General features: G+C 70.9%; 21 protein-coding genes. 9 read left to right on the forward strand and 12 right to left on the reverse strand.

Annotated elements, in window-relative coordinates:
* Positions 1 to 16: 16 nt before the first annotated feature.
* Entirely contained in the window at positions 17 to 1132 is a 1116-nt protein-coding gene (locus ACH5AC_RS28345; protein WP_398865016.1) for an ABC transporter substrate-binding protein, read from the reverse strand.
* Between the two features lie 75 nt (positions 1133 to 1207).
* A complete protein-coding gene (gene rox / locus ACH5AC_RS28350; protein ID WP_398865017.1) occupies positions 1208 to 2635 on the reverse strand; it encodes a rifampin monooxygenase in 1428 nt (475 codons plus the stop codon).
* Between the two features lie 239 nt (positions 2636 to 2874).
* On the opposite strand from rox, the gene ACH5AC_RS28355 reads away from it, so the two are divergent.
* Positions 2875 to 3690 (forward strand): PhzF family phenazine biosynthesis protein, encoded by an 816-nt coding sequence (locus ACH5AC_RS28355; RefSeq protein ID WP_398865018.1) that lies wholly within the window; start codon positions 2875 to 2877, stop codon positions 3688 to 3690.
* Positions 3691 to 3696: 6 nt separating this feature from the next.
* Here the strand turns inward: ACH5AC_RS28355 and ACH5AC_RS28360 are convergent, their stop codons facing one another.
* Complete coding sequence (locus tag ACH5AC_RS28360; RefSeq protein WP_398865053.1) at positions 3697 to 4497, reverse strand: CPBP family intramembrane glutamic endopeptidase; 801 nt, start codon at positions 4495 to 4497, stop codon at positions 3697 to 3699.
* A 247-nt stretch (positions 4498 to 4744) separates the two neighbouring features.
* Positions 4745 to 6262, reverse strand: coding sequence for a glutamate--cysteine ligase (locus ACH5AC_RS28365; RefSeq protein ID WP_398865019.1), 1518 nt, complete (start codon positions 6260 to 6262; stop codon positions 4745 to 4747).
* 562 nt (positions 6263 to 6824) lie between these two features.
* Here ACH5AC_RS28365 and ACH5AC_RS28370 point away from each other — a divergent pair.
* From ACH5AC_RS28370 to ACH5AC_RS28380, 3 genes are all read left to right on the forward strand, one after another.
* Positions 6825 to 7403: a hypothetical protein gene (locus ACH5AC_RS28370; RefSeq protein WP_398865020.1), complete on the forward strand. Its 579-nt coding sequence runs from the start codon at positions 6825 to 6827 to the stop codon at positions 7401 to 7403.
* 337 nt (positions 7404 to 7740) lie between these two features.
* A complete protein-coding gene (locus ACH5AC_RS28375; RefSeq protein WP_398865021.1) occupies positions 7741 to 7947 on the forward strand; it encodes a DUF5999 family protein in 207 nt (68 codons plus the stop codon).
* Between the two features lie 187 nt (positions 7948 to 8134).
* The gene (locus ACH5AC_RS28380; protein ID WP_398865022.1) at positions 8135 to 9157 is read left to right on the forward strand and encodes a LacI family DNA-binding transcriptional regulator; all 1023 of its coding nucleotides are present in this window, start codon (positions 8135 to 8137) and stop codon (positions 9155 to 9157) included.
* A 6-nt stretch (positions 9158 to 9163) separates the two neighbouring features.
* On the opposite strand, the gene ACH5AC_RS28385 is transcribed toward ACH5AC_RS28380, so the two are convergent.
* From ACH5AC_RS28385 to kdpF, 8 genes are all read right to left on the reverse strand, one after another.
* Complete coding sequence (locus tag ACH5AC_RS28385; RefSeq protein WP_398865023.1) at positions 9164 to 10219, reverse strand: endo-1,4-beta-xylanase; 1056 nt, start codon at positions 10217 to 10219, stop codon at positions 9164 to 9166.
* A 61-nt stretch (positions 10220 to 10280) separates the two neighbouring features.
* Positions 10281 to 11045 carry a carbohydrate ABC transporter permease gene (locus ACH5AC_RS28390; protein WP_398865054.1) on the reverse strand — a complete coding sequence of 255 codons (765 nt, stop codon included), beginning with the start codon at positions 11043 to 11045 and terminating at the stop codon, positions 10281 to 10283.
* 62 nt (positions 11046 to 11107) lie between these two features.
* The gene (locus ACH5AC_RS28395) at positions 11108 to 12106 is read right to left on the reverse strand and encodes a carbohydrate ABC transporter permease (RefSeq protein ID WP_398865024.1); all 999 of its coding nucleotides are present in this window, start codon (positions 12104 to 12106) and stop codon (positions 11108 to 11110) included.
* A gap of 6 nt (positions 12107 to 12112) precedes the next feature.
* Positions 12113 to 13408 (reverse strand): extracellular solute-binding protein, encoded by a 1296-nt coding sequence (locus ACH5AC_RS28400; RefSeq protein WP_398865025.1) that lies wholly within the window; start codon positions 13406 to 13408, stop codon positions 12113 to 12115.
* Between the two features lie 281 nt (positions 13409 to 13689).
* Positions 13690 to 14304, reverse strand: a complete 615-nt coding sequence (kdpC, locus tag ACH5AC_RS28405) for a potassium-transporting ATPase subunit KdpC (RefSeq protein WP_398865026.1) — start codon at positions 14302 to 14304, stop codon at positions 13690 to 13692.
* 5 nt (positions 14305 to 14309) lie between these two features.
* Complete coding sequence (gene kdpB, locus ACH5AC_RS28410; protein WP_398865027.1) at positions 14310 to 16442, reverse strand: potassium-transporting ATPase subunit KdpB; 2133 nt, start codon at positions 16440 to 16442, stop codon at positions 14310 to 14312.
* On the reverse strand, positions 16442 to 18103 hold the full coding sequence (kdpA, locus tag ACH5AC_RS28415; protein WP_398865028.1) for a potassium-transporting ATPase subunit KdpA: 1662 nt from the start codon (positions 18101 to 18103) through the stop codon (positions 16442 to 16444). Before kdpA ends, kdpB begins: the two co-directional genes overlap by 1 nt.
* 9 nt (positions 18104 to 18112) lie before the next feature.
* Positions 18113 to 18202: a K(+)-transporting ATPase subunit F gene (gene kdpF, locus ACH5AC_RS28420; protein WP_398865029.1), complete on the reverse strand. Its 90-nt coding sequence runs from the start codon at positions 18200 to 18202 to the stop codon at positions 18113 to 18115.
* 222 nt (positions 18203 to 18424) lie between these two features.
* Here kdpF and ACH5AC_RS28425 point away from each other — a divergent pair, with 222 nt between their 5' ends.
* From ACH5AC_RS28425 to ACH5AC_RS28445, 5 genes are all read left to right on the forward strand, one after another.
* Positions 18425 to 18820: a molybdopterin-binding protein gene (locus ACH5AC_RS28425; RefSeq protein ID WP_398865030.1), complete on the forward strand. Its 396-nt coding sequence runs from the start codon at positions 18425 to 18427 to the stop codon at positions 18818 to 18820.
* A 149-nt stretch (positions 18821 to 18969) separates the two neighbouring features.
* Positions 18970 to 19785 carry a molybdate ABC transporter substrate-binding protein gene (gene modA / locus ACH5AC_RS28430; RefSeq protein WP_398865031.1) on the forward strand — a complete coding sequence of 272 codons (816 nt, stop codon included), beginning with the start codon at positions 18970 to 18972 and terminating at the stop codon, positions 19783 to 19785.
* Positions 19782 to 20621, forward strand: a complete 840-nt coding sequence (modB, locus tag ACH5AC_RS28435; RefSeq protein WP_398865032.1) for a molybdate ABC transporter permease subunit — start codon at positions 19782 to 19784, stop codon at positions 20619 to 20621. Before modA ends, modB begins: the two co-directional genes overlap by 4 nt.
* Before the next feature lie 218 nt (positions 20622 to 20839).
* Positions 20840 to 21877 (forward strand): ABC transporter ATP-binding protein, encoded by a 1038-nt coding sequence (locus tag ACH5AC_RS28440; RefSeq protein ID WP_398865055.1) that lies wholly within the window; start codon positions 20840 to 20842, stop codon positions 21875 to 21877.
* A gap of 28 nt (positions 21878 to 21905) precedes the next feature.
* On the forward strand, positions 21906 to 22328 hold the full coding sequence (locus ACH5AC_RS28445; RefSeq protein WP_398865033.1) for a molybdopterin-binding protein: 423 nt from the start codon (positions 21906 to 21908) through the stop codon (positions 22326 to 22328).
* Positions 22329 to 22356: the final 28 nt, after the last annotated feature.

A 22356-nucleotide genomic window follows, 5' to 3' on the forward strand; every position in this document is an offset into this window, starting at 1 on the left:
TCGGGGGCGCGGTCTCTCAGCCGGCGTGAAGGATCCGGAAGCGGCCGGGTTCCGCCGGATCGCGGTCGACGACCTGGACCGGCGGCCAGGCCCACTGCCACACGCCGATGCCCGGCGTGCGGGAGAACCGGATCTGCCCGCGGGTGCCCTCGACCGCGACGCGGGCCCAGGATCCGGCGGTGAGTGCCCGGTCCGTGCCGTGGGAGCGCAGCACATCGGCGAGGACGGCGACCGTGTCATAGCCCTCGAACGCGACGAAGGAGGGTGCCTCGGACAACCGCTCACACAGGGCAGTCGCGACGCGCGCACCGAGTGGGCCGAACCGCTCGGGGAGATAGCGCAGGAACGGAATCGCGGCGCTGTCGTCGCCCAGCGTCGCCGCCCACTCGGCGAACTCCGGCTGCCCGGCCGGAGCACCGATCAGGATCTCGGCGAGGCGCCGGTCGCGGCGGACGGCCCTGACGATCGAAACCGCCGGCTCGGGGTGGCCGACCAGCAGCAGGAGGGCTGTCGCGCGATGGTCGACGAGTGCCTCGCACACGCCCTCGGGGGCGAGTTCACGCGTGTCGAGTTCGACGACGGTGCCGCCGCGTGGAGCGAGGTGGTCCCGAAGGATGCGGACCCCTGACGCCCAGTAGACACTCGGTTGGGTTGCCACCGCGATGCGGCCGTGGCCCGCGCCGAGGAGGAAGTCCGCGTAGATCCGCCAGCCGTGGGACTGCGCCGGAGGGAGGCGGGCGACCCATTCCGTCGGGTGCTCGGTGAGCGCGTCGAGCACCGCCGACGAGCACAGGAACGGCAGGCCGAGCGCGTCGGCCCTGGCGGCAGCGGCCCGAGCGACGACGCTGTGGTACTCCCCCGCCAAGGCGGCAACGCCCAGGTGAGCCAACTCGTCCACGGCCGCCGCGGCCCGCCGCGGATCGGCCGCGGTGTCCCGGACCACCAGTTCGAGCGGTCGTCCACCGATCCCGCCGCTGTCATTGACTTCACCGACGGCCAGTTCGAGTCCGGCGAGCAGGTGCCGGCCCGCCTCGGCCCAGCCGGGCGGAGTGAGCGGAACGAGGGCGCCGATCAGAACGGCCGGTTTCTCATCTCGCCGGGGCGAGCGCATCTGGGTGACCATGCCGGGCATTGCATCCACCGCCCTCGCCGACAGGCAACGGATTATCCGTTCTCCGATCCGCCGGGCTCCAGAAGGCACACGCGATCAGCCGGCGGCGGCTCCGAACCATCGCGGCAGTCGGGCGAGCAGCTCTTCCTGGTCCGCACCGGCCCACGCCACATGCCCGTCCGGACGGAGCAGCACCGCGGGCACGTCCAGTTCCTCGCTGACGTCGAGGACGTGGTCGACCCGGTCCGCCCAGCCCTCGACCGAGAGCCGGCCGGTCTGGTCGAGGAGGAGTCCGCGGCCGCCGCGGGTCAGCTCGTAGAGACGGCCCCGCTTCAGCTTCACGTCCCGCAGCCGCGCGCCGAGCAGTTCATGGCCCTCGCCGAGGTCGTAGCGGACGTCGAGCGCGTTGATCAACTCGGTGACGTACCGGTTCGGCTCCTCGAAGTCCAGCAGCCTGGAGAACAGCTCCCGCAGGGCGGCCGTCCCCGGGTCGGTCCGCAGCAGGGCCATCTGGGCGCGGGTGCGGCTCAGCACGCGCGCGGCCACCGGGTGGCGCTCTGCCTCGTAGCTGTCCAGCAGGCCGTCCGGCGCCCAGCCGTTGATCTCGGCGGCCAGCTTCCAGCCGAGGTTGAACGCGTCCTGGATACCGAGGTTGAGCCCCTGCCCGCCGGTCGGCGGGTGGATGTGCGCCGCGTCACCGGCCAGCAGCACCCGGCCGGACCGGTAGCGCTCGGCCTGCCGGGTGGCGTCGCCGAACCGGGACAGCCAGCGCGGCGAGTGCACACCGAAGTCGGTGCCGGCGGTCGCCCGCAGCTGCTGCCTGAATTCCTCCAGGGTCGGCGCGGCCGTACGGTCCTCCGCCACGCCGGCGGCGGGGACCACCACGCGGTACACCCCGTCGCCGAGGGGCATCAGGCCGAACCGCAGCTGGGTCCTGCGGACTTCGGCCACCGTGGCGGCCACCGTCTCCGCCGGTACGGCCACCTCCATCTCTCCCAGCAGCGTCTCGACCTCGGCGGGCTGACCGGGGAAGCCGACGCCGATCAGCCTGCGCACCGCGCTGCGGCCGCCGTCGCAGCCGACGAGGTAGCGCGAGCGCAGACAGGTTCCATCGGCCAGCTCCGCGCTGACCCCGTCCCCGTCCTGGCTCAGCCCGACCAGTTCGCAGCCGCGCCGGATCTCGGTGCCGAGTTCGACGGCGCGCTCGTCCAGCAGCCGCTCGGTGGCGGTCTGCGGGATGGCGACGCCGTACGGGTGGCCGGTGTCCACCCCTTCCGGCCACGGCTTGGCCATACCGCCGAAGAGGCTGCCGACCGTGAACTTCTGGCCGACCGCGAGGAACCGGTCCAGCAGGCCACGCTGGTCCATCACCTCGACGGTCCGCGCATGGATGCCGAGCGCACGGGACTGCCCGGTCGGCTCCGCCAGCTTCTCCAGGACGACCACCCGCACACCGGCCAGCCGTAGCTCGGCGGCCAGCATCAGCCCGGTCGGTCCCCCACCGGCAATGACCACATCGATCATCAAAACCCCCTTGTCTTCCGCGAGTTCTGGCTTCGGCCGGTGATTCTGCGGCACCAGGCGGGCCTTGCCGCAAGCCCCCCGGCGCGCTATACGTTGAGACTGGCAAGGAGTGAGAGACTCCTTGCCTTTCCTTTTGCCGGTCCTTTTGCCGGCCGCTCCGGCGCCCAGGACCGGCTCAGGGCCACAGCTCTCGAATTGGCCTTGGCACGCCGGTCCGGTCCGCCCCTACGGTCGGCGGCATGCGGATCCGAATCGTCGACGCCTTCACCGACCGTCCCTTCGCCGGCAACCCCGCGGGCGTGCTGCTCCTGGACGACGACGCCTTCCCCGACGACAGCTGGCTGCAGAACGTGGCCCAGGAGGTCAACCACGCCGAGACGGCCTTCGCCCACCGCCTGCCCGAGAGCGGCGAGGCCGACTGGGCGCTGCGCTGGTTCACACCCGTCGCCGAGGTCGCGATGTGCGGCCACGCCACGCTCGCCACGGCGCACGTCCTGCACACCACCGGCGCCCACGAGGGCCCGGTGCGGTTCGCCACCCGCAGCGGTGTGCTGAGCGCGGCGCCCGCCGAGGACGGCTCGATCACCCTGGACTTCCCCACCGCCCCGCTCACGCCCGTCGACGTCCCGGCGGGGGCCGCCGAAGCGCTGGGCGCGCGACCGCTGGCCGCCTTCGACACCGGCCCGAACGGGGGCGACCTGCTGGTCGAGCTGGCCGACGAGAAGACCGTCCACGCCCTGCGGCCCGACCACAAGGCGCTCGGCGCCCACTCCGCGCGCGGCATCATCGCCACCGCCCCCGCGGAGGACCCGGAGCTGGGCTACGACTTCGTCTCCCGCTGCTTCTTCCCGAACGTCGGCATCGACGAGGACCCGGTCACCGGCAGCGCCCACACGGCGCTGGCCCCCTTGTGGTCCGCGCGGCTCGGCCGCACCGACCTGACCGGCCTGCAGGCATCGCCGCGCTCCGGCCGGGTCCGTACGGGGCTGCGCGGCGAGCGCACGCTGCTCACGGGCCGTGCGGTGACGGTCATCGAGGGCGAACTGCTGGCCTGACGGCCGTCACGCCGTCGGCAGCCAGTCCACCTTCCCGGCGAGCAGCGCGTAGCCCACGAACGCCCCGATGTCGAGCAGGGAGTGCGCCACCACCAGGGGCCCCACCCGGCCCCACCGGCGGTACAGGTACACGAAGACCACGCCCATCACCATGTTGCCGATGAACCCGCCGATGCCCTGGTAGAGGTGGTACGAGCCGCGCAGTACGGAGCTGGCGACCAGTGCCGTGATCGGTGTCCAGCCCAGCTGGCCCAGCCGGCGCAGCAGATAGCCGACCACGATGACCTCTTCGAGGATCGCGTTCTGCAGCGCCGAGAGGATCAGCACCGGATACTTCCACCACACGTCGGGCAGTGCCTCGGGCACCACGGTGAGGTTGAAGCCGAGGCCGCGGACGGCCAGGTAGAAGGCGATGCCGGTGCTGCCGATGACCGCCGCGATCACCGCGCCGCGCCCCAGGTCGGGCCACGGCCGGGAGCGGTCGAAGCCCAGGGTGCGCAGACTCCGCCCCTCGCGCAGCAACAGGTGCGCGACGAGCGCGACCGGCACCAGGGCGGACGCGATGCCGAACAGCTGCCAGGCCAGGTCCAGCCAGGGCCGGCCCGGCGCGGCCGAGGCGTTGAGGGTCGCCGCCTGGTCCTTCAGCCCTCCCGGCTTGGTCACCGACCCGACGAAACTGATCAGCGCGGCCACGCCGCTCGCCCCGAGCGACACCCCCAGCACCAGCAGAGTCTCGTCCCGCAGAACCCGGCGCGCCGGCCGCTCCTCCCCCGGGGCCCCAGCCACCGTCTCCGCCTCCACCGGCACACCCACTTCCCATCCGACACTTCCACCCCCATCATCCACACCACCCCCACCGGGCCCACCACCACCCTCCTCAGATCGCCCCCGCCCCAGGGCTGACTACAACCTCCCCGCTCTCTTCAGTCCACCCCTTCCTCCCGCCGCCCTCCCCCAGCCGCACGGCGAGCACCCCGACGCCGCAGCCCGGCGGTGCCCGACCACCCGGGCCGTCCGCGCCATCCAGCCCCAACCGAGCCATCCGCCCCCGGAGTCACCCCATTCGCACCGGCTCCGGCAGCCCCACCGGCCACGTGTGTACCGGCTCCCCCTGCTGCATCAGCTCGCTGTAGCGACGGGTCATCGCCGCGAGCGCCGCGTCTCGCGGTAGCCCCGCCTCCAGGGCCCGGTGGAAGGTCGCCACCTGCCATGACGCGCCGTTCATCCGGCGCCGGCACCGCTCCTCGATCACGCCGAGGTACAGATCACGGTCGACCGGCTCCACTCCCCAGGCGTCCAGCCCGGCCTCCGCCAGCGGCAGCAGCTCGTCCCGTACGAGACTCACCGCGTCCACCTCGGCCGTACCCCCGAGCCGCCCCCGCCGAGGCCACTGCAGGCGCGCGTCGATGCCGTAGCGACACGCCGCGTCGAAGTTCGCGGCGGCCGCCCGGAACGACAGCCGGCTCCACACGGGCCGCGACTCCTCCGCGAGGGCGCGGACGACGCCGTAGTAGAAGGCCGTGTTGGCGAGTACGTCGGTGATGGTCGGCCCGGCGGGCAGCACACGGTTCTCCACCCGCAGGTGCGGGACACCGTCGGCGATGCCGTAGACGGGCCGGTTCCAGCGGTACACGGTGCCGTTGTGCAGGACGAGTTCGCCCAGTTTCGGAACCCCGCCCGCGGCCAGCACCTCCAGCGGCTCCTCCTCGTCGCAGATCGGCAGCAGCGCGGGGAAGTAGCGCAGGTTCTCCTCGAACAGCTCGTACGCGGACGTGATCCACCGCTCACCGAACCACGTGCGCGGCCGCACCCCCTGCGCCTGGAGCTCCGGCGGCCGGGTGTCGGTGGACTGCAGGAAGAGCGGGACCCGGGACTCGTGCCACAGCTCGCGGCCGAACAGGAAGGGCGCGTTGGCGCCGACGGCGACCTGCGCGGCGGTGACCGCCTGCGCCGCGTTCCACACGTCGGCGAAGCGCGCCGGGGTGACCTGCAGGTGCAACTGCACGGAGGTGCAGGCGGCCTCCGGGGTGATCGACTTGGCGGTGCAGAACAGCCGCTCGGGCCCCTCGATGTCGAGTGTGAAGTCCTCACCACGGGCGGCGACGATCTGATCGTTGAGGAGGGTGTAGCGGTCCACCTCGGAGAGGTTGGAGGAGACCAGATCGTCCCGGTCCAGCGTCGGCAGAATGCCGATCATCACGATTCCCGCATCGACCTCGGACGCCTTTCTGTCGGCATATGCCAGCGAGGTCCGGAGTTCCTCCGCGAGCTGGTCGAATACGCGCCCACCCAGCCTGTGTGGGGCTATGTTCACTTCCAGATTGAACATGGCGAGTTCTGTTTGGAAATCGCGGCTCGCGATCCTCTCCAGTACTTGCCCATTCAGCATTTTCGGCATGCCGTCGGCACCCACGAGATTCAGCTCGATCTCCAGCCCCATGAGGTTCTTCGGCCGATCGAAGCGCTGCTGGGCCAGGAGCCGCTCCAGCCCCGTCAGGCACCGCCGCAGCTTGTCGCGGTACTGCTGACGATCGGACAGGTCGAACCCGCCGGCCACGACCTTCTCCCCCATCGAAGCGTCCCTCCTCGCATGGGCGGGCCGGCTGACCGGCCGCCGGTCTCCCGGGTCAGGTGGGATGATGCCCAGCGGAGCCGATCGATAACGTCCGCACGCGGCCGCGTCGCCCGCTACTCTGGGCGGAGGTGACCTGCGGCACATTCGCGGGGCATGGAGCGCGGCGGGTTTTCCGTTCGGGATCTCGTGAAAAACGCCGACGGGAATGCGCCGACCACCACGGCCGCATATTCCGAGGTCACCACCCGGGCGGCACCACTGAATCGGGATGATTCACACATACCGCCGACCGAATAGACTCTTGCGGAGTCACCCGGAATCGGCTAGATGAAACACAGCCTGAACAAGCGTCGTATAAACTCCGCGGAAACAGGGCAGAGAAGGTGAGCGCCCACGGTCGAAACAGCCCGTCGTCGAAGCGATGGACGGCAGGCCGTAATCGTCTCCGCGCGCAGACCCCGGCCCATGCCTCTCTGACCTCTGTGTTCTTCGAGAGCTGACAGCGTCGTCCGCCCCCGCCCTCGCGCCACCATGCCTGTCGAATGAGAGGCGACCCACCATGCCGCTGCATGTACCCCCGGCTCCCGCGCCCGCCCTGCGCTCCGTCCTCACGGCACTCGGTTCTCCCACCGCGGTCAAAGAGGCGCGCACCCCCGCCCTGCGTACCGCCCAGGGCCCCGCCACACCCGAGCTCCCGCTGCCCGTCCATGTCCTGGACCGGATCACACCCGAGGGCACGGCCGCGACCCGACTGGCCGGCTGGCGGTTCCTGATCCGCTGCGGCGAGCGCGCGGTGGCCGCCGCGGAGACCCGGCTGACCGCGGACGGCTGGGTGTTCTCACACTTCTTCGAGGGACCGTACATAGCCTCCACCGAGCTCGCGCTGCGCCAGGCGGAGCCGACGCCCCAGCCGTACCAGGCACGGCTGCTGTCCGTGCCGGGCCTGTACATGCTCACCCTGTGGCTGCACGGCGACCACGCCTCCGACGGCACCACCGGGAACCCGGCCGCCACCGACCTGCTGGTCCCCCTCGCACCCGCACCACCCGGCATCGCGTCCCACCGGCCGCACCTGGTCGCCGATCTGCTCCCGGCGCTCACCCACCGTGTGACACCGGCGCCCCTGCTGTCCGCCTGAACGGCGCACCCCGCACACACTCCGTGCCCCGCCACTGCGGCCCCGGTGGCGGGGCACGGCGCCATGAAGGACGGGCGCCCGACGAGGGACTAGCCCCATCCGGCCCCCCGAAACCACCCGAAGTGACGGTGCGCCCGCGATGAACCGCCCGCGCGGGTGATGCGTCATGAACCTGTGAGAAGCGGTGCTGCGAAATGCCTGCGGAACAGCGCCCGTGGGGCAACACTGGTTTCGAACCGACTTATCACAACGGGGGGCGGCCATGAACGACGCTTCACGCCGCGGGACAGACACGACACACACTCCACACACCACGTCAGAGCGAGAGATCCCTTCCATGTGCCAGCACCAGCCACCGTGTCCGACAGCCGACTCCGCCGACCGGGAATCCGCCCGCCTCGTGGCGCACCACCCGGAGCAGGGTTGGAGCCTGCTGTGCAACGGCGTTCTCCTCTTCGAGGACACCGGTGAGCTCCTGCCGGACGGCCAGATCATCGCCCCGCACCGCCCGGTGGAATCCACCCGGGTCGTGACGGCCGCCTGAGCACCCCGGGCGGCAGCCCCGCCCGACGACACCCCGGGGCCGGACCGCAGCCATCCCTGCGAACCGGCCCCTGAGCATGTCCGGGCCCGGCACCGAGTTCCGTACGCCCTTCCCCGACCACCCGATTTCCGGAAGACTCCTGGAAGTTTCGACGCGGGGTCGAAGCATCCGCCGACGGAGGGGCGACGTGGCTGCACAGCCCGAGAAGGTCACCATCACCGAGATCGCCCGCGAGGCCGGCGTCTCCGTCCCCACCGTGTCCCGGGTCGTCAACGGCCGCTCCGACGTCTCCCCCACCACCCGCGCCCGGGTCGAGGAACTCCTACGCCGCCACGGCTACCGCAAGCGCGCCGCCGCCTCCCCGGCCCGCCCCGCCACCCTGCTCGACCTGGTCTTCAACGACCTGGACAGCCCCTGGGCGGTGGAGATCATCCGGGGTGTCGAGGAGGTGGCGCACGCGGCCGGCGTAGGCACCGTGGTGTCGGCGATCCACGGCCGCTCCGGCGCCGCCCGCGAGTGGATGCGCAATCTGCGCGCCCGCGCCTCTGACGGGGTCATCCTCGTCACCTCGGCCCTGGAACCCACCCTGCACGAGCAGCTGCGCATCCTCGGCGTCCCGCTGGTGGTGGTCGACCCGACGGGCACCCCCGGCGTCGACACCGCGACCATCGGCGCCGCCAACTGGTCCGGCGGTCTCGCCGCAACCCAGCATCTGCTGGCCCTCGGCCACCGCAGGATCGGCCTGATCGCGGGCCCTCCCCGGCTGCTGTGCTCCCGGGCCCGCTTCGACGGCTACCGCGCGGCACTGGAGGGCGTCGGTCTGGCCGTCGACGACTCCCTCGTCGTGCCCGGCGACTTCCATCCGGAGTCCGGCTTCACCGGCTGCAACACCCTGCTCGACCTGCCCGAGCCGCCGACCGCGCTCTTCGCGGCCAGCGACCAGATGGCGCTCGGCGCGATCGAGGCACTGCGCCGACGCGGACTGCGGGTGCCGGAGGACATGAGCGTGGTCGGCTTCGACGACCTGCCCGAGGTCCGCTGGTCCGCCCCGCCGCTCACCACCGTGCGCCAGCCGCTCGCCGACATGGGCAAGCTGGCCGCCCGCACGGTGCTGCGCCTGGCCACCGGTGAGCACCCGGACTCGCCGCGCGTGGAACTGGGCACGGAACTGGTGGTGCGGTCGAGCACCGCACCACCAACCCCCCGCTGAACGGCACTACTTCAGCGCGTCACGGATCGCGTAGTAGGCCGGCTTGGGCCGCAGCTCCTCGTCCCACGGCAGGGCGGCACCCTCCCCGTCGAAGAACGCCGGGATCCACGAGTACTTGTCCGTGTAGTCCCAGATGGTGATGCCCACACACCGCCGCACCGCGAGACACGCCTCGGTCATCTCCCGGTACCAGTCGGCCTGTTGGGCGAGCTTCTCCTCGGTCGCCGGCAGGATCATCCGTACGTCGACCTCGGTGAGAGCGGTGTCCAGGCCGAGCCGGGCGAAGCGGCGGAGGTTGTCCTCCAGGGAGGTCGGATAGCCGTACTGGAGGGCGAGATGGGCCTGCAGGCCGAAGCCGTGCAGCGGGACGCCCTGGGCCTTCAGCTGCTTGGCCAGGTTGTAGTAGGCGTCGCTCTTCGGGCCGATCGCCTCGACGTTGTAGTCGTTGAGGTACAGCTTGGCCTTCGGGTCGGCCTGGTGGGCCCAGCGCAGCGCGTCGGCGATGTAGCCGGGGCCGAGCGTCTTGTAGAAGATCGTCTCCCGGTAGGTGCCGTCCTCGTTGAACGCCTCGTTGACGACGTCCCAGGCGTAGACCTTGCCGCGGTAGTGGCGTACCTCGGCCTGGATGTGCTTCTTCAGCACGGCCCGCAGCTCGTCGGCGGTCCACTCCCTGCTGGTGAGCCAGTCGGGCAGCTGGCTGTGCCAGACGAGGGTGTGGCCGCGCACCTTCTGGTGGTTGGCGCGGGCGAGGTTCACGATCTCGTCCCCGGCGGTCCAGTCGAAGACGCCCTGCTGCGGCTCGGTGGCGTACCACTTCATGCCGTTGCCGGGGGTGATCATGTCGAACTCGCTGCCGAGGAGCTTCGTATAGGCGGTGTCGGTGAGTTCGGGGTTGTCCGTGGCGCTGCCGAAGTAGCGGCCGTGCCGCTGGGCGAGGTCGGCGAGGGTGGGCGGCTTCTTGTCGTGGGCCTGGGCGGCCGGTCCGGCGGCGACCCCGGTGGCGACGAGGACGGCGGCGAGGACTCCGGCGATTCCGAGCCGGGTGCGGGAGGTGCTGGGCATGGTGCGACTCCTCACGGTCTGGGGTGTGTGGGCGAGCCGTACGTACGTCCGCGGGCGCGGGTCATCCCTTGGTGGCGCCGGCGGTGAGGCCGCCGACGAGCTGGCGCTCGGCGACGGAGTAGAAGGCCAGGGCGGGGACCATGGCGAGGACGAGGTAGGCGAAGACCCGGGCGTACTCCGCCGAGTACTGGCCCTGGAACTGCTGGACGCCGATGGGGATCGTCCACCAGGTGGACTCGGTGAACACCAGCAGCGGCAGGAAGAAGTTGTTCCAGCTGCCGACCACGGCCAGCACGGAGACCGTGCCGAGGGCGGGGCGGGCCATCGGCAGCAGGATCCGCCAGAAGAAGCCGAGCGGGCCGCAGCCGTCGAGGGTGGCCGCCTCCTCCAGCTCGGCCGGGATCTCCCGGAAGAAGGCGCGCAGGATGACGATCGTCATCGGCAGCCCGAAGGCGGCCTGCGGGAGGATCACCCCGAGCGGGTTGTCCAGCAGGCCGAGGGAGCGCAGCAGCAGGAAGAGCGGCAGGGCGGCCACCGCGAAGGGGAACATCAGCCCCATCGTGAACAGGGTGAACAGCACCTCGCGGCCGCGGAAGGCGAACCGGGCGAAGGAGAACGCGGCGAGCGCGGAGGCCGCGACCACCAGGACCGTCGTACCGATCGCGATGAGTGTGCTGCTGCCGAGCAGCTGCCAGAAGGAGCCGGAGCCCAGGATGTCCGCGTAGTTGGACGTCACCCAGGACTCGGGCAGGCCGACGGGGTTGCGGGACAGCTCGTCGGTGGACTTGAAGCCGGACAGGACCGCGTAGACCAGGGGCACCGCCATCACCGCGCCCACGGCGACCAGGACGATGTGCAGTGGAAGGGTACGGCCGCTCTTGCGGGCGCTCACGAGCCGCCTCCTCTCAGGGTCGTGGTGGCCCCCTCCAGGTCACGGCGGAGCACGAACCGCTGGTAGGCGAGGGCGAAGACGAGGCAGATGGCGAACATGGCGACGCTGATCGCACTGGCGTAGCCGACCTGGTAGCGCTTGAATCCGTACTGGAACATGGTCACGGCCATCGTCTCGGAGTGGTGGTCGGGGCCGCCCGCGGTGGTGACCCAGACCAGGTCGAAGAGCTGGATCGCGCCGATGACGGAGAGGAAGACGCTGATGCGCAGGGTGGGCGCCAGCAGCGGCAGGGTGACATGGCGGAAGCGCTGCCAGGGGCCGGCCCCGTCGATCAGGGCCGCCTCGGTCAACTCGGCCGGGATGGACTGGAGTCCGGCCAGGTAGAGCATCATGTGGAAGCCGAAGTACTTCCAGGTCATGACCAGGAAGAGGGTGGCCATGACGGTGGACGGATCGGCGAACCACTGCCCGCCCAGGCCGTCCAGGCCGACCGCGCCGAGGACATGGTCGGCGAGTCCGTCGTCGGGCGCGAAGATCATGCCGAACAACACGCCGGTGATCGCCTCGGAGAGGATGTACGGCGCGAAGAACAGCATCCGGTAGACGGCCCGCCCGCGGATCCTCTGGTTGAGCGCGACGGCCAGCGCCAGCGCGAACGGCAGCTGGAGGGCGAGCGAGAGGCCGACCAGGACCAGGCAGCGCCACAGGTCGCCGAGGAAGACCGGGTCCTGGAAGAGCCGGGTGAAGTTGTCGCCGCCGACGTAGTCCTCGGGCATGCCGAAGCCGCCCCAGCGGAAGAAGGAGGCGTACAGCGCGAACAGCATCGGCAGCAGCACCAGCGTGCCGAACAGCACCAGGGCGGGCACCTGGAAGCCGACGGCGGTGAGCCAGTGCCGGGCACGCCGCCGGGCGCGGCCCGGGGCGGCGCCGGCGGCCGGGGGCGGGGGCGCGGCACCGGGGCCGCTCCGCTTGTCCGGGAGGTAGGTCGAGGTCATCGCCTGCTACTGCTCTTCCTTCGCGACCTTGGTGATCGACTCGGCGACCTGCTTCGGGGACTTGGAGCTGGCGATGAGGGCGGCGACGCTGTCGTTGACCTCCTGGCCGAGGGCGGGCGCGTATGCCTGGTCGAGGTAGAGCTGGAAGCCGGTGGCCGCCTTCAACTGGGCTTGTACGGCGGTGAGGTTGGGGTCGGTGAGGGCACCCTCGGCGGCGGGGACGACCGGCAGCACGCCGGTCTCCTTGACCAGTTGGGTGTCGGTGGCGGCGGAGGCGAAGAACTCCAGGAAGTCGACGGCGGCCTGCGGGGCGTCCTTGCGCAGGGCGTGCCCGCCGCCTCCGCCGAACACCTCGGTGAGGGAGCCCTTGCCGCCCTCGACCGCCGGGAACGGGAAGAAGCCGAGGTCGTTCCCGAGCCCCTTGCCCGCGTCGGCCTGCACGACCGGGGCCCACTGGCCCATGAGTTCCATGGCGGCCTTGCCGTTGCCGACGGCGGCGGCCTGGCCGGTGGGGGTGGAGTAGGCGGCGCCGAGGAAGCCCTTCTGGAAGGGCTGGAGGTCGACCAGCTCCTGGAGGTGCTGTCCGGCCTGGACGAAGTCGTCGCCGGTGAAGTCCTTGTCGTCGTTGGCCTTCTGCAGGGCCGCGGCGCCGGCGGTGCGCATCGACAGGTAGGCCCAGTAGTACATGCCGGGCCACTTCTCCTTGCCGGCGAGGGCGAGCGGGGTGACCCCGGCGGACTTCAGCTTGCGGACGGCGTCGAGGAAGGCGCTCCAGGTGGTGGGCGGGGCGCTGATGCCGGCCTTCGCGAAGAGGGCCTTGTTGTACCAGAACCCGATCATGCCGATGTCGAAGGGTATGCCGTACACCTTGTCGTCGATCAGGTACGGCTCCTTGGCGACCGGCAGCAGGCCGTCGGCCCAGGGCTTGGTGCGTTCGCTGAGGTCCTCGACGAGCCCGGCGTCGACCTGCTGCCTGAGCACGCCGCCGCCCCAGGTGTGGAAGATGTCGGGCAGCTTCCCGGAGGCGGTCAGCGCGGTCATCTTCGACTTGTACGCCTCGTTCTCCAGCTGAACGATCTTGACCTTGACGTTGGGGTTCTCGTCCTCGAACTTCTTGGCGAGCGCGGCCCAGACGTCCTTGGCCGGCTGGGTGGTGGAGATGTTCCACCACTCGATGGTGGTCGTCCCCGAGGACGACCCTCCGTCCGAGTCGCCGCCGCAGGCGCTCAGTGCCGTCATGCTCACACCGGCCGCGGCGGAGGCCGCCAGGAAGCCGCGGCGGGACAGTGCCGGGTCGCCCATCATGCGCTCCTTGTGATCGAAAGTTTCGCTGCTGATCCAGAAAGCTTCGCTGCTGCCGCACCCTAGAGACAGCGTCCGGAGGGTGGCAACCCCTTGAACACAGCGAATCCGCCGCCGACAGAGAGTCGGCGGCGGACCAGGAAGGACGAAACATTCGATCCGGACAGCGAACCTTACGACCTCCAGTTTCCCGCGCCCAGGACGGCCACCTGGCCGGGCGCGCCGACAGTGATGACATCGTCCTCCACCATCAGCACCCAGGTCATCGGCGCGTCCCCTCCTCAGCTGCGGTCGGTGAGTGCCCGGAGCGCGATGTTCAGCTCCAGGACGTTGACGCGGGGCTCGCCCAGGAAGCCCAGGGTGCGGCCGGTGATGTGCTCGTCGACCAGCTTGCGCACCTGCGCGACGGTCAGGCCGTTGGCCTCGGCGACCCGCCTGACCTGGATGTCCGCGAAGGCCGGGGAGATGTCCGGGTCGATCGCGGAGGCCGAGCCGGTGACCGCGTCGGCGGGCACCTGGGCCTCCGGCACGCCGTTGAAGGCGGCGACCTGCTTCCTGGCCGCCTCGACGTCCTTCACGAGCGTCGGGTCACTGGCGCCCAGCTGGCTGGACCCGGTGGACAGGGGGTCGTAGCCGCTGTGGGACGGCCGGCCCTGGAACCACTTCGGGTCGGGCCGGTCCGTGCCCGGGACGTTCCAGCTCTGCCCGATCAGCTGGGAGCCGACCTCCTTGCCGTCGACCTTCACGATCGACCCGTTGGCCTTGTCGTGGAAGACCGCCTGACCGATGCCGGTCACGGCGAGCGGGTACAGGATCCCGGTCACCACGGTGAGGACGAGCAGCATGCGCAGGGCGGCCCACGCCAGGCGGCCGGAGTTCGCAGAAGAGATGTTCATGTCCTTCACCCGATCCCGGGGATCAGAGAGACGATCATGTCGATGATCTTGATGCCGATGAACGGGGCGACCAGACCGCCGAGGCCGTAGATCCCGAGGTTGCGCCGGAGCATCCGGTCGGCGCCGACCGGCCGGTACCGCACGCCTTTCAGCGCCAGTGGTACGAGCGCGACGATGACCAGCGCGTTGAACACCACCGCGGACAGGATCGCGGAGTCCGGGGTGGACAGGCCCATGATGTTGAGCTTGTCCAGGCCCGGATACACGGCCGCGAACAGCGCCGGGATGATCGCGAAGTACTTCGCGACGTCGTTGGCGACGGAGAACGTCGTCAGCGCGCCCCGGGTGATCAGCAGTTGCTTGCCGATCTCGACGATCTCGATCAGCTTGGTCGGGTCGGAGTCGAGGTCGACCATGTTGCCGGCCTCCTTCGCGGCCGACGTGCCCGTGTTCATCGCCACGCCCACGTCCGCCTGGGCGAGGGCCGGGGCGTCGTTGGTGCCGTCGCCGGTCATCGCCACCAGCTTCCCGCCCGCCTGCTCCCGCTTGATCAGCGCCATCTTGTCCTCGGGCGTGGCCTCGGCGAGGAAGTCGTCGACGCCCGCCTCCTCGGCGATCGCCCTGGCCGTCAGCGGGTTGTCGCCGGTGATCATGACGGTCCTGATGCCCATGCGGCGCAGCTCCTCGAACCGCTCGCGCATGCCGTCCTTGACGACGTCCTTGAGGTGGACGACACCGAGGACGCGGGCGCCCCTGTCGTCGTGGACCGCGACGAGCAGCGGGGTGCCGCCGGCCGCGGAGATGCGGTCGGTCACCTCCTGGGCGTCCGGGGCGACCTCACCACCCTGCTGCCGCACCCAGGCCGTCACGGAGGCGGCGGCCCCCTTGCGGACCCTGCGCCCGTCCACGTCCACGCCCGACATCCGGGTCTGCGCGGTGAACTCGATCCACTCCGCGCGCGCCAACTCCCCCTGGTGCCGCTCCCGCAGCCCGTACTTCTCCTTCGCGAGTACGACGACGGAGCGGCCCTCCGGAGTCTCGTCGGCCAGCGACGACAGCTGGGCCGCGTCGGCGACCTCCGCCTGCGTCGTCCCGCGCACCGGCACGAACTCGGCGGCCTGCCGGTTGCCGAAGGTGATGGTGCCGGTCTTGTCCAGCAGCAGAGTGGAGACGTCACCGGCGGCCTCTACCGCCCGGCCGGACATGGCCAGCACATTGCGCTGCACCAGTCGGTCCATGCCCGCGATGCCGATCGCGGACAGCAGCGCGCCGATCGTGGTCGGGATCAGACAGACCAACAGGGCCACCAGCACCACCATGCCGAGGTCGGACCCGGCGTAGGCGGCGAACGGCGGCAGGGTCGCCACCGCGAGCAGGAAGACGATCGTCAGCGAGGCGAGCAGGATGTTCAGCGCGACATCGTTCGGTGTCCTCTGCCGGGCCGCGCCCTCCACCAGGCCGATCATCCGGTCGATGAAGGTCTCGCCCGGCCTCGTCGTGATCCTCACGACGATCCGGTCGGAGAGCACCTTCGTGCCGCCCGTGACCGCGCTCCGGTCGCCACCGGACTCACGGATGACCGGGGCCGACTCACCGGTGATCGCCGACTCGTCCACCGACGCGACACCCTCGACGACATCACCGTCACCGGGGATGACGTCCCCTGCCTCGCAGACCACCAGGTCACCGATCCTCAGCTCGGTGCCGGCGACCACCGTGCCGTCGACCTTGCGCGCCACCGTGTCGGTCCTGGCCCGGCGCAGCGTGTCGGCCTGCGCCTTGCCCCGGCCCTCGGCGACCGCCTCCGCCAGGTTCGCGAAGATCACGGTCAGCCACAGCCAGGCGCTGATGGTCCAGCCGAACCAGTCACCCGGGTCCTTGAAGGAGAAGACCGTCGTGAGGACGGAGCCGACGAGCACCACGAACATCACGGGCGACTTGACCATCACCCGCGGGTCCAGCTTGCGGAACGCGTCCGGCAGCGACTTCACGAGCTGCGCGGGATCGAACAGCCCCGCACCGACCCGGCCCTCGGGGGCGGCCCGGTGCCCCGTCGGCGCGTCCCGGTGCGGCGCGAGAGTGGGAGTGGCCATGGAGTCCCGCTTCTCTACGTCGGTCCTCTGGGCGTTCGTCGTCATCACGCCAACCCCTCCGCCAGCGGCCCCAGCGCCAGGGCCGGGAAGAACGTCAGGCCGGTGATGATCAGGATCGCCCCGACCAGCAGGCCGGTGAACAGCGGCTTCTCGGTGCGCAGGGTGCCCGCGGTGGCCGGCACGGGCTGCTGCCCGGCCAGCGAGCCCGCCAGCGCCAGCACGAACACCATCGGCAGGAACCGGCCCAGCAGCATGCACAGGCCCAGCATCGTGTTGTGGTACGGAGTGTCGGCGGCGAACCCCGCGAACGCGCTGCCGTTGTTGTTGGAGGCGGAGGTGTAGGCGTACAGCACCTCGGAGAAGCCGTGCGCCCCGACGTTCGTCATCGACGACTGGCCCTTGCCGAGCGCCATGGCCAGCGCGGTGCCGATCAGCACGAGGGCGGGGGTGACGAGGATGTAGCAGGCGGCCGGCTTGATCTCACGCGAGCCGATCTTCTTGCCCAGGTACTCGGGCGTCCGCCCGACCATCAGCCCGGCGAGGAACACCGCGATGATCGCCATGACCAGCATCCCGTACAGCCCGGAGCCGACACCGCCGGGCGCTGTCTCGCCGAGCATCATGCCCAGCAGCAGCACACCGCCGGACAGGCCGCTGTAGGAGTCGTGGAAGGAGTCGACGGAGCCGGTGGAGGTCATGGTGGTGGAGACCGCGAACAGCGAGGAGTTGCCCTCGCCGAAGCGCTGTTCCTTGCCTTCCATCGCGCCGCCCGCCAGCTGGGAGGCGGTGCCGGGGTGGGCGTACTCGGTAAGGGTCACGGCGACGACGCCGAGGAGCCAGATGACGCCCATCGCGGCGACGATGGCGTAGCCCTGCCTGACCGAGCCGACCATGGTGCCGAAGGTGCGCGGCAGCGAGAACGGGATCACCAGCAGCAGGAAGATCTCCAGCCAGTTCGTGAAGCCGTTGGGGTTCTCGAACGGGTGCGAGGAGTTGGCGTTGAAGAAGCCGCCGCCGTTGGTGCCCAGGTCCTTGATGGCCTCCTGCGAGGCCACCGCGCCGGGGCTGATGGCCTGCTTTTCGCCGGTCAGCGTGGTGATGGTGTGGATGTCACCGAAGTTCTGGATGGCGCCGGCCGCGATCAGCACGACGGCCGCGACCACGGAGACCGGGATCAGGATGCGGACGGTGCCGCGCACCAGGTCCGCCCAGAAGTTGCCCAGGTTTCCGGTGCGGGACCGCGCGAAGCCGCGCACGAGGGCCACCGCCACGGCGATGCCGACGGCGGCGGACACGAAGTTCTGCACGGCCAGGCCCATGGTCTGGGTGACATGGCTCATCGCCGTCTCACCCGAGTAGGACTGCCAGTTCGTGTTGGACACGAAGGAGGCGGCCGTGTTGAACACCTGATCGGGGGTGATCGGCTTGAACCCGAGCGACAGCGGCAACCTGTCCTGCACCCGCTGGAGCAGGTACAGGAACAGCACACCCACCGCCGAGAAGGCCAGCACCCCGCGCAGATAGGCGGGCCAGCGCATCTCCGCGTCCGGGTCGACACCCACGAAGCGGTAGATCCACCTCTCCACCCGCAGATGCCTCTCGGAACGGAACACGGCGGCCATGTAGTCACCGAAGGGACGGTGCACCAGGGCGAGCGCGCCGACCAGCGCGATCACCACCAGCACATCGGCAGAGACCGAACTCATGGCAGCCGCTCAGAACCTCTCCGGGAAGACAAGGGCAAGGACGAGGTAACCCAGCAGGGCGACGGCCACGACCAGTGCGACAACGTGCTCGGCGGTCACAGCTTCGTCACCCCCTTGGCGACGAGAGCCACCAGCGCGAACACCGCGACCGTGGCGACGACGAAGGCCACATCGGCCATCGCGAGCTCCTGAAGTGAGGTTCTTCGAACAAGGACGGTTCGAGGAAACTCCCCGGACGACGGATTCCGACCGTCGTTGACGGCTCTCTGACGGCGCCGCGCACGCCTTTGACGGATCCCTGACGGGGCTATCGTGACCGGCATGCAGTCCTACACGATCGGGCAGGCGGCCCGGCTCCTCGGCGTGAGCCCCGACACCGCGCGCCGCTGGGCGGACGCCGGCCGGGTGGCCACCCACCGCGACGAGGCCGGCCGGCGACTCATCGACGGCAAGGACCTCGCCGCGTTCTCCGTGGAGCTCGCCCAGACGGGCAGCGCCGAGGAGGACACCCCGTACACCTCGGTCCGCAACGCCTTCCCGGGGATCGTGACCGCCATCAAGCTCGGTGACATCGCCGCCCAGGTGGAGATCCAGGCCGGCCCGCACCGCCTGGTCTCCCTGCTGACCCGCGAGGCCGTCGAGGAGCTGGGCCTGGAGGTCGGCATGGAGGCGACGGCCCGGGTGAAGTCGACGAACGTACATATCGACCGCACCTGACATCCATCGGCAGCCGATCCGCACTTGCGGACCTCCAAGGCCGGAACAGCCCGCTCATGCGATGCGCCAGATGACTTACGCCTCGCACATGCGGCACTATCATCACGCTGGGCCGTTCGCCGGATCGCGCCACCGAGGAGTTCACCGTGATGACCCGTTCCCCGCGCCGCCGCACCCGCCGACGGCTGCGGGTGGCCGGCGCCGGAGCCGCCGCGCTGCTCGCCCTGACCGCCTGTTCCGATGCCGGCTCCGCGGAGCCTGCGTCCGGGGGTTCCGGCTCCGGGAAGGTCTCGGGCACGGTGACCGTCTTCGCGGCCGCCTCCCTCAAGGAGGGCTTCGAGGCGCTGGGCACCCAGTTCGAGCGGCAGCACCCGGGCAGCAGGGTCGTCTTCAACTTCGGCGGCAGCGACTCCCTCGCCGCCGGGATCACCGCAGGCGCCCCCGCCGACGTCTTCGCCGCCGCCAGCACCAGGACCATGAAGGTCGTCACCGACGCCGGGGACAACGCCACCGAGCCGGTCACCTTCGCCCGCAACCAGCTGGAGATCGCGACACTGCCGGGCAACCCGGACGGCATCACCTCGCTGAAGGACCTCACCACGTCAGGCATGAAGGTCGTCCTCTGCGACACGACGGTGCCGTGCGGGACCGCCGCCCGGCAGGCCCTGGACGCCGCCGGCCTGAAGCTGACCCCGGTCTCCTACGAGCAGGACGTCAAGAGCGCCCTGACGAAGGTGACCCTCAAAGAGGCCGACGCCGCGATCGTCTACCGCACGGATGTGCGAGCGGCGGGCGACAAGGTGGCGGGGGTGGACTTCCCGGAGGCGGCCGACGCCGTCAACGACTACCCGATCACCCAGCTGAAGAACGCCCCCAACGCCGAGGCGGCCAAGGCGTTCATCGCCCTGGTCCGCTCCCCCGAGGGCCGGCGGGCTCTGACCGAGGCAGGGTTCCGCACACCATGACCGCACCCGCGAAGCCGACCGAAACCCTGAGGGGCGGCCCGCGCCGCACACGGCCCCGCACCGGCGTCCCCCTCCCCCTCCTCCTCCCCGCCCTGCTGGGCCTGGCATTCCTCCTCCTCCCCCTCGTCGCCCTGCTGGTCCGCGCGCCCTGGCGCAGCCTCCCCGAGCAGCTGACCAGCACGGAGGTGTGGGAAGCCCTGCGGCTGTCCCTTGTCTGCGCCACCGCGGCCACCGCGGTGAGCCTGGTCCTCGGCGTCCCACTGGCCTGGCTGCTGGCCCGTACGGCCTTCCCCGGCCGGGGCCTGGTCCGCGCGCTGGTCACCCTTCCCCTGGTCCTGCCCCCGGTGGTGGGCGGTGTGGCGCTGCTCCTCGCCCTGGGCCGCAACGGCGTGGTCGGTCAGTGGCTGGACTCCTGGTTCGGCATGACCCTGCCGTTCACCACCACCGGCGTCGTGATCGCCGAGGCGTTCGTCGCGATGCCGTTCCTCGTCATCAGCGTCGAGGGCACGCTGCGCGCCGCCGACCCTCGCTACGAGGAGGCCGCCACCACCCTCGGCGCCTCCCGCTTCACCGCCTTCCGCCGCGTCACCCTCCCCCTGGTCGCCCCCGGCATCGCCGCGGGCGCGGTCCTCGCCTGGGCCCGCGCTCTCGGCGAGTTCGGCGCCACCATCACCTTCGCCGGCAATTTCCCCGGCCGCACCCAGACCATGCCCCTGGCGGTCTATCTGGCCCTCCAGAACGACCCCGAAGCCGCCATCGCCCTCAGCCTGGTCCTCCTGGCGGTCTCGATCACAGTCCTGGCCGCCCTGAAAGACCGCTGGCTGAGAACCCCGTAACACCCGAACACCCCACCCCCAAAAAAGCCACCAGCGCCACCGAAACCAGCCGCCCAAGACAACGAGCCACCACTGAAGCCACCGGCCAGCCGCCGACGGCGCCCAGCCCACACAGGGCCACCCGCACCCAACAACGCTTCCCGCACGGGTGGTTGCGGATGGGAACGCCAAATCCGGCCGAAGGCCGGATACCCGCCCACAACCTCCCGCAGGACCCCATGACCCTCGACGCCCACCTCATCGTCACCCGAGCCCCGTTCCACCTGGACATCACCCTCCAGGCCGCCCCCGGCGAGGTCCTCGCCCTCCTGGGCCCGAACGGCGCCGGCAAGACCACAGCCCTACGCGCCCTGGCCGGCCTCACCCCCCTGACAGCCGGCCACCTCCACCTCGACGACCAGCCTCTCCAGCACACCCCGCCCGAATCCCGCCCCATAGGCGTCGTCTTCCAGGACTACCTCCTCTTCCCCCACCTCACCGCCCTGGACAACATCGCCTTCGGCCCCCGCTGCAAAGGCGCGACCAGGCAAAGCGCACGCACCCAGGCCACCACCTGGCTGCACCGCATGGACCTCACCGCCCACGCCGCCACCAAACCCCGCCACCTCTCCGGCGGCCAGGCCCAACGCGTAGCCCTGGCCCGAGCCCTCGCCACCAACCCCCGCCTGCTCCTCCTCGACGAGCCGCTGGCCGCCCTGGACGCGCGCACCCGTCTCGACGTACGCGCCCAACTCCGCCGCCACCTCGCCGCCTTCGAAGCAGTCGCGGTCCTGGTGACCCACGACCCCCTGGACGCCATGGTCCTGGCCGACCGCCTGGTCGTCATAGAGGACGGCTGTGTGGTCCAGCAGGGCATCCCCTCCGACATCGCCCGCCACCCCCGCACCGACTACATCGCCCAACTCGTCGGCCTGAACCTCTACCGAGGCCACGCGGACGGCCACACCGTCACCCTCGACGAGGGCCCCACCCTCACCACCATGGAACACCTCACCGGCCCGGCGTTCGTCGCGTTCCCCCCCTCCGCGGTAACCCTCCACCGCGAGCCCCCGACAGCCTCCAGCGCCCGCAACCTGTGGCGCTGCGAGGTCGCCGGCCTGGAAACCCATGGCGCCCAGATCCGCGCCGACCTCACAGGCGACCTCCCTCTCGCCGCCGACCTCACCAGCGTCGCGGCCGCCGAACTCGACCTGCACCCGGGCACGCCCGTCTGGGCAACGGTCAAGGCGACGCAGACCCACGCATACCCCGCCTGAACCGCCCATACGACTACCGTGGCTGCCCATGACCCTGAGCATCCGCAACCAGCTCCCCGGAACGGTCACCTCCGTCACCCCCGGCGGCGTCATGGCCACCGTGGGCATCCTCCTGTCCGGCGGCCGCCATCTCACCGCCGCGGTCACCGTGGAGGCCGCCGAGGAGCTCGGCCTGACCGAGGGCACCGCCGTACGCGCCCTGGTGAAGTCCACGGAGGTGTCCCTGGCCGCCGACCCGGTCGCGGGCCTGTCGATCCGCAACCAGCTCCCGGGCACGGTCGCCGGCGTCACCACCGGCGCCGCCATGGCCTCCGTCAAGGTGGCCGTCGACGGCGACACCCTGCTGACCGCCGTGATCACCAAGGACGCCGCGGTCGACCTCGCGCTCGCCGCCGGCACCCCGGTCGTCGCACTGATCAAGGCCACCGAGGTCTCCCTGGCGACACCCTGAGACACAAAGGGCCCCCACCCGAGCGGGT

This window comes from Streptomyces sp. NPDC018693, from assembly GCF_044391385.1.
In the GTDB taxonomy this organism is placed as follows: Bacteria; Actinomycetota; Actinomycetes; order Streptomycetales; family Streptomycetaceae; genus Streptomyces.